General features: G+C 69.6%; 9 protein-coding genes. 6 read left to right on the forward strand and 3 right to left on the reverse strand.

All coding sequences use genetic code 11. From position 1 onward, the window contains the following. Positions 1–2: 2 nt before the first annotated feature. The 3 genes from BWR60_RS18990 to BWR60_RS19000 all read right to left on the reverse strand — a co-directional run bounded on the left by BWR60_RS18990 (position 3) and on the right by BWR60_RS19000 (position 1,900). Positions 3–206: a (2Fe-2S)-binding protein gene (locus BWR60_RS18990; RefSeq protein ID WP_034830353.1), complete on the reverse strand. Its 204-nt coding sequence runs from the start codon at positions 204–206 to the stop codon at positions 3–5. 66 nt (positions 207–272) lie between these two features. Further along, the gene (locus BWR60_RS18995) at positions 273–896 is read right to left on the reverse strand and encodes a CDP-alcohol phosphatidyltransferase family protein (RefSeq protein ID WP_088152594.1); all 624 of its coding nucleotides are present in this window, start codon (positions 894–896) and stop codon (positions 273–275) included. After that, on the reverse strand, positions 896–1,900 hold the full coding sequence (locus BWR60_RS19000; protein WP_179221837.1) for a lysylphosphatidylglycerol synthase domain-containing protein: 1,005 nt from the start codon (positions 1,898–1,900) through the stop codon (positions 896–898). The genes BWR60_RS18995 and BWR60_RS19000 overlap by 1 nt, the downstream gene beginning before the upstream one ends. A 257-nt stretch (positions 1,901–2,157) precedes the next feature. Here BWR60_RS19000 and BWR60_RS19005 point away from each other — a divergent pair, with 257 nt between their 5' ends. The 6 genes from BWR60_RS19005 to BWR60_RS19030 form a co-directional block, all read left to right on the forward strand. After that, on the forward strand, positions 2,158–3,291 hold the full coding sequence (locus tag BWR60_RS19005) for an ABC transporter ATP-binding protein (RefSeq protein ID WP_088152596.1): 1,134 nt from the start codon (positions 2,158–2,160) through the stop codon (positions 3,289–3,291). A 1-nt stretch (position 3,292) separates the two neighbouring features. Beyond that, positions 3,293–3,802, forward strand: a complete 510-nt coding sequence (locus BWR60_RS19010; protein WP_230983103.1) for a DUF2165 family protein — start codon at positions 3,293–3,295, stop codon at positions 3,800–3,802. Between the two features lie 231 nt (positions 3,803–4,033). After that, positions 4,034–4,402, forward strand: coding sequence for a hypothetical protein (locus BWR60_RS19015; RefSeq protein WP_088152598.1), 369 nt, complete (start codon positions 4,034–4,036; stop codon positions 4,400–4,402). Positions 4,403–4,621: 219 nt separating this feature from the next. Continuing rightward, a complete protein-coding gene (locus tag BWR60_RS19020) occupies positions 4,622–5,200 on the forward strand; it encodes a GNAT family N-acetyltransferase (protein ID WP_088152599.1) in 579 nt (192 codons plus the stop codon). Between the two features lie 6 nt (positions 5,201–5,206). Continuing rightward, positions 5,207–6,136, forward strand: a complete 930-nt coding sequence (locus tag BWR60_RS19025) for a glutaminase (protein ID WP_088152600.1) — start codon at positions 5,207–5,209, stop codon at positions 6,134–6,136. A gap of 4 nt (positions 6,137–6,140) precedes the next feature. Then, the coding region (locus BWR60_RS19030; RefSeq protein ID WP_218823576.1) for a LysR substrate-binding domain-containing protein at positions 6,141–6,960 on the forward strand (820 nt) is incomplete at its 3' end.

Raw genomic sequence — 6,960 nt, forward strand, 5'->3', positions numbered from 1 at the left:
CGCTACTCGGCGGCCAGGAGGACCGGCGCCACGTCGTCCTGCTCGCGGCTGGCCTCGTGCACCATGCGGCGGATGGCGGTGACACATTTGCCGCATTGGGGGGAGCAGCCGAGCCCGGCATAGACCTGCCCCGCATTCTTCGCCCCGGCATCCACGGCACACCGGACCTGGGTGTCGTTCAGGGCGTTGCAGATGCAGATATACATGCGTCGGCGGCTCCGGTGTGGTCCGCCGGATTTAGATGAGATTGCGAATGAGTGTCAATAGGCGCTCTATCCTGCCCGCGCCCCGGCCCGTGCGGCGCGAAGGCGCAGCGCCGTGAGGATGGCGAAGAACGGGCCGCCGATCGCCGCGCCGATGAGGATGTACGGGAACAGCCCGAACCAGGCGGCCGGCGCGAACAGATACAGCGCGTCATCGAAGTCGAAGCCGAGGATGCCGACATAGGCCTTGGTCTCGACCGCCCCCGCCGCCTCCAGCTTCGCCGACAGGATCGACGCCGCCAGCACTCCGGCGCTGGCCAGCAGGCCCAGGAGCGGCCCGGCCTCGCCCAGCCAGCTGGTGCGCAGGCCGATGCCGATCGCCAGGAACATCAGCGCGTTGACCGAGAGGTCGCAGATCGTGTCGTAGAGATGGCCGAAGGGCGAGGAGCTGTTGCCGAGCCGCGCCAGCTCGCCATCCGCCCGGTCCAGCAGGCAGGAGACCAGCCAGATCACCCCGCCCCAGACCGTCCAGCTCTCGTCGCCGACGGCGAAGGCGGCGCAGCTGGCCAGGCCGGTGATGAGGCGCGCCGTGGTCAGGTGGTTCGGCGTGACCCGGGTGCCGACCAGGGGCCGGACCATCATCCGGGTCAGGCGGTGGGTCCAGGAGGTGTGGGGCTGGGTGTAGATCGACATCAGGAGGCTTGCTCGCGTGCGACATCCGGCGCCCGCAGCAGGCGCCGGCCTTCGATGAGGTACCAGATCAGGAGCGCCGGCGCATGCAGCAGCAGCTCGCGGATGCGCTTGACCAGCGCCACCGACAGGGCGAGCTCCGGCGGCAGGCCGAACATCACGCCCAGCGCCAGGATGCTGCCGTCCTGGATGCCCAGCGCGCCCGGCACCAGGAAGGCGGCGGTGCGGACGGCCTGGCCGATGCTCTCCATCACCAGCGCCTCGGCGAAGCCGATATCGGCGCCCAGCACATGCAGCGCCAGCCAGACCTCGCCGGCGCCGAACAGCCAGGAGGCGAGATGCAGGGCGGCGGCCCGGGCCATGGCGCCGCGGTCGCGATAGATCGCCAGCACCGTGTCGTGCAGGCCGGACAGCGCGTTGAGGGCCGGCCAGTCGAACTCCTGCGCGATCCGGCCCAGCAGCGTCTCGAACAGCCGGAACATGCCCCAGCGCTGCGCCAGGATGAAGCCGAGGCCCATCAGCACGGCGATGCCGAGGCCGATCGCGGCCCAGCCCAGCGCGTCGCCGCCGCCGATCGCGATCAGCACCAAGAGGCCGATGGCGAAGAACAGGATCTGGGTCAGGAACTCCAGGGTCAGGTCGACCAGCATGCCGGCGCCGGCCGGCAGCGTCCCGGCCCCGTGCAGCGCCAGCACCCGGGCGCCCAGCACATTGCCGCCGACCTGGGCGACGGGCAGCACGGCATTGGCCGATTCCCGGACCAGCCGCGCCCACAGGAAGATGCCGGGGCCCGCCGACCACAATGGCCGCATCGCGGCGCGCCACCCCAGCGCCGAGCAGCCCATCGCCAGGAAGTGGGAGACGACCACCAGCAGGATGCCGCCGCTGGCGCCGAGCAGCAGATTCAGCACCGCATCCGCGTTCTGCGCGGCGACCAGCCAGATGATGGCGCACAGCCCGGCCAGCCCGACCACCGCCGTGGCGACCCTGATCGCAGGCCGGTTCACGATGCGGCGCCGGTCCCGGCGGGCGGAATACGATCTCGGATCGGCATGCCTGGAGGGCTCCTGACGGGCGCGCGGATTAACACCGCCGGGCCGCTGCCTGTCAATCGATCGCAGCCCCGCCGAGGACTCCGGCGGCCGGCCGCTTCGGCTCAGATTCGTTCAAACATCAGACTATTTCGCCCCGGAGGTTCCAAAATGCTGGCCTCGGCCGCCCGCGCTGGATATGGTGCGGGCAAAGTTTGCGCAGTGGAGGAAACATGGCTGGCGTTACGCTCCGTGGCATTCGTAAGTCGTTTGGCGATCTCGAGATCATCAAAGGCGTCGATCTCGACATCCGCGACCGCGAATTCGTCGTGTTTGTCGGCCCGTCGGGCTGCGGCAAGTCGACCCTGCTGCGGCTGATCGCCGGCCTCGAGGACATCTCCGCCGGCGACCTCGCCATCGACGGCCAGCGGGTCAACGACCTGCCCCCGGCCGAACGCGGCATCGCCATGGTGTTCCAGAGCTACGCGCTGTATCCCCACATGACGGTCTACGAGAACATGGCCTTCGGCCTGAAGCTCGCCAAGACCAGCAAGGCCGAGATCGAGCGCAAGGTCGGCGACGCCGCCCGCATCCTGCAGCTCGAGCACCTGCTGAAGCGCAAGCCGAAGGAGCTGTCGGGCGGCCAGCGCCAGCGCGTCGCCATCGGCCGCGCCATCGTGCGCAACCCGAAGGTGTTCCTGTTCGACGAGCCGCTGTCGAACCTCGACGCGGCCCTGCGCGTGCAGATGCGGATCGAGATCGCCCGCCTGCACAACGACCTGAACGCCACCATGGTCTACGTCACCCACGACCAGGTCGAGGCGATGACGCTGGCCGACAAGATCGTGGTGCTGAGCGCCGGCCGGATCGAGCAGGTCGGCTCGCCGCTGGAGCTGTACCACCACCCGGACAACCTGTTCGTCGCCGGCTTCATCGGCAGCCCGAAGATGAACTTCATCGAGACCGAGGTCACCGCGGCCAACGGGTCGACCGCGACCGTCCGCCTGCCGGGCAACGGCTCGGTCACCGTGCCGGTGCAGCCGGGCCGCGCCAAGACCGGCGACAAGGTCACGCTCGGCGTGCGGCCGGAGCATATGAACGAGGCCGGCAGCGGCGCCGCCACCATCCCCGGCCAGGTTCTGGTGGTCGAGCGGCTGGGCGGCGAGACCTATCTCTACGTCAAGACCGAGGTCGGCATGCTGACGGTGCAGGCCGGCGGCGACAGCCGGGTCAAGACCAACGACCAGATCCAGATCGGCTTCTCGGCCGACACCTGCCACCTGTTCGATGCCCAGGGCCAGGCCCTGCAGCGGGCGGAGCGGCACCCGATGGCCGATATCGGCCGCGAACCGGCGATGGCCCACTGACGTGCTGACGGCCAGGGTCCTCAAGATCCTGGCCACAGCCGGCGTTGCGCTGTTCTTCACGCTGGTCGCCTTCGGCAACCTGACCGATTACGGCTCCAACTTCGCCTTCGTCCGCCATGTGCTGGCGATGGACACGACCTTCCGATCGCCCGCCCTGATGTGGCGGGCGATCGACGTTCCATGGGCCGCCCATCTGGCCTATGCCCTGATCATCGCCTGGCAGGCGGCCACGGCGATCATGTGCTGGATCGGCGCGCTGCGCATGGCGATGCGCTGGGACGCGCCCGCCGCCGTCTTCGCCCGGGCCAAATCGCCGGCGCTGGCCGGGGTCGGCATGGGCTTCCTGCTCTACGCCTTCGGCTTCGTCGCCATCGGCGGCGAATGGTTCGCGATGTGGCAGTCCAAGGAATGGAACGGCCAGCCGCCCGCCCATCTGTTCCTGACCCTCGCCGGCATCGTCCTCTTGTTCCTGAACCAGCGGGACGAGGAACTGCCCTACGACCTGGGCTGATCCAGGAGGGTCGTATGCCCAGGCACCTGAGGCCGGCCCCCCTGGTCCTGTCGCCACCCGGCTGCGATGTACGGCCGTTCGCAGCCCCCCGGTTGACAGCTGCGTAACCGCCACTCATACTGAATTCATTGCTATTGTTTGAATGTTTTCCTTGGTTCATTGCCGGGACGCGATCGTTATTTCTCATCGCATTACGGCATATGCATTCGCATTTTCAATGGAGCGAAAATCATGGCCGATTTCAAGAACACCGTCCTCATGATCAACCGGGCGAAGGCCAGCATCCGGATCGACCGCGATCCGAATTTCGACGACATGAAGCTGATCTTCGACGGCGTGACCTCGATGAGTCCTTATACGCTGGAGCCGGGCAAGCAGGTTCATGTCGGCTCCACCTATGGGGCGGATATGGGCGTGTGCCTCACCTATGCCGGCGACGACCGCTACATGGAGCTCGGCATGGGGCCGGATTCCGGCACGGACCTGAAGGTCTTCAGCGTCATCAGCGACAGCGAGGACGACGGGAGCGGCCCCCTCGCCTACCGCCTGCAGGACCAGACGGCCGTGTCGATGACGATGACCTTCACCGACAAGGCATAGCCCGAAGGGGCCGCGCCTGCCGATCCGCGGGCGCGGCTCTCCGGCCGGCCGGCCCCTCTCCGGTATGTATGACGAAAAGCCGCCGCCCGGGCCGTGTCACAGGACCCTTTGACCGTTCGCCGTGATCGGGTACAGGTTCTTGACCCGTTCGCAGCAGCATGCGGTCCATGAGTCTGTTCCCTTCCCGACACGGCGAGAGATCGCCCTTCTCGGCGCGGCATGAGCGATGATCGTCCCGACCCCGCGACGGGCCTGGCCTCGGTCGCGCTGAAGCTGGCGGACGAGCACATCGGCGATGTGGTCGATCCGTCGATCAGCCTGAACGCGCTGCGCCTCGAGGACCTGCCGATCATCGCCCGCTGGCTGGACCGGCCGCATGTGATGCGCTGGTGGGGCGACCCGGAGGAGGAGCTGTCGCAGATCGCCGCCCATCTGGTCGAGCCGAACATCGCGCCGTTCCTGGCCTGCGAGGGCAGCCGGCCGATCGGCTACATGCATGTCTATCACGCCAACCCCGACGCGTTCTGGGCCGCGCATGAGCTGCCGCAGCAGACCTTCGGCATCGACCTGTTCCTGGGCGAGACCGATGTCATCGGCCGCGGCATGGGCACCCGGCTGATCAAGCTCATCCTGCGCCGCCTGCTGGCGCTGCCGGAGACGGCGCGGATCCAGGTCGACCCAGCCCCGGCCAACGCCGCCGCGATCCGCGCCTATGAGAAGGCCGGGTTCCAGCGCCGGGGGCCGATCGACACGCCGGACGGCGCCGCCCTGTACATGACCATCGACCGCGAGGGCTGAACCGGCATGCCGGATCTGAGCGACGTCGTCGGCGGCATCGCCGATGCCATGGCGCGGGAGCAGCATCGCGGCGACGTCGCGACCTATATCCCGGAGCTGGCGAAGGTCGACCCCGGCCAGTTCGGCATCGCCGTGGCCACCCTCGACGACGGCGTCCATGTCGCCGGCGATGCCGAGGTGCCGTTCTCGATCCAGAGCGTCAGCAAGGTCTTCACCCTGACCCTGGCGCTGGGCGCCGTCGGCGACGCGCTGTGGCGCCGGGTGGGGCGCGAGCCGTCGGGCAACGCCTTCAACTCGATCGTCCAGCTGGAATACGAGCAGGGCGTGCCGCGCAACCCCTTCATCAATGCCGGCGCGCTGGTGGTGACCGATGTGGTGCTGGCTGGGCACCAGCCGCGCGAGGCGATCGGGTCGATCCTGCGCTTCATCCGCTGGCTGGCCGATGACGAGAGCATCGCCATCGACGAGACGGTGGCGCGGTCCGAGGCCGGCACCGCCTACCGCAACATGGCGCTGGCCGCCTATATGAAGTCCTTCGGCAACCTGGCCCACCCGGTGGAGATGACGCTGGGCGTCTATGTCCACCAATGCGCCATCGCCATGACCTGCCGGCAGCTGGCCACCGCGGGCCGCTTCCTGGCCGATGGCGGCGGGCGGCTGTCGACCGGGCACCGCGTGGTGTCGCCCGAGCGGGCGCGGCGGATCAACGCCCTGATGCTGACCTGCGGCCATTACGACGGCTCGGGCGACTTCGCCTTCCGCGTCGGCCTGCCGGGCAAGAGCGGCGTCGGCGGCGGCATCCTGGCGATCGTGCCGGGCCGCGCCTCGGTCGCCGTCTGGTCGCCCGGGCTGAACCAGCACGGCAACTCGCTGCTCGGCACCCTGGCGCTGGAGCGGCTGGCCAAGGCGATGGGCTGGTCCGTCTTCGGGCCGTGAGCCGATGCGGCGCCTGCCCTCCCTGCCCGCCTTGCGCGCCTTCGAGGCCGCCGGCCGGCACTTAAGCTTCCGCCGCGCCGCGGCGGAGCTGCTGGTGACGCCGAGCGCGATCAGCCACCAGGTGCAGCGGCTGGAGCAGGAGCTGGGCACCGCCCTCTTCGTCCGCAAGACCCGCGCCATCGCCCTGACCCCGGCCGGCGAGCGCTATCTCGACGGGGTGCGCCGCGCCTTCGACCTGCTGGCGGAGGAGACGCGTGCGGTGCGGGCGCCGGAGCGGGCGGTGCTGCGGGTCAGCCTGCTGGCCTCCTTCGCCACCCATTGGCTGGTGCCGCGGCTCGGCCGCTTCGCCGCCGCGCATCCGGAGATCGAGCTGCGACTGGAGCCGTCCAACGCCCTGGTCGATATCGGCGGCGGCGAGGCCGACCTGGCCATCCGCTACGGCACCGGCGGCTGGCCGGAGGTCGAGGCGACGCTGCTGCTGGCCGACCGCATCGCCCCGGTGGTCAGCCCGGCGCTGCTGGATCGCGGCCCGCCGATCGCGGCCCCGGCCGACCTGCTGCGCCACACCCTGCTGCTGTCCTATGCCCGCGAGCCGATCGAATGGCCGGCCTGGTCCGCGGCGCATGGCTTCGACCTGGCCCGCGCCCGCACCCTGATGCTGCACGACTACAACATCGTGCTGGAGGCGGCGCTGGCCGGCCAGGGCGTGGCCATGGGCCGGCACGCGCTGATCGGCGAGAAGCTGCGCGGCGGCGCGCTGGTCGAGCCGCTGGGCGGCCCGCCCTTCGCCCCGCCCGGCCTGGGCTACTGGCTGGTGACCCGGC

This window comes from Inquilinus limosus (genome assembly GCF_002195995.1).
GTDB classification, from domain to species: Bacteria; Pseudomonadota; Alphaproteobacteria; order DSM-16000; family Inquilinaceae; genus Inquilinus; species Inquilinus limosus_C.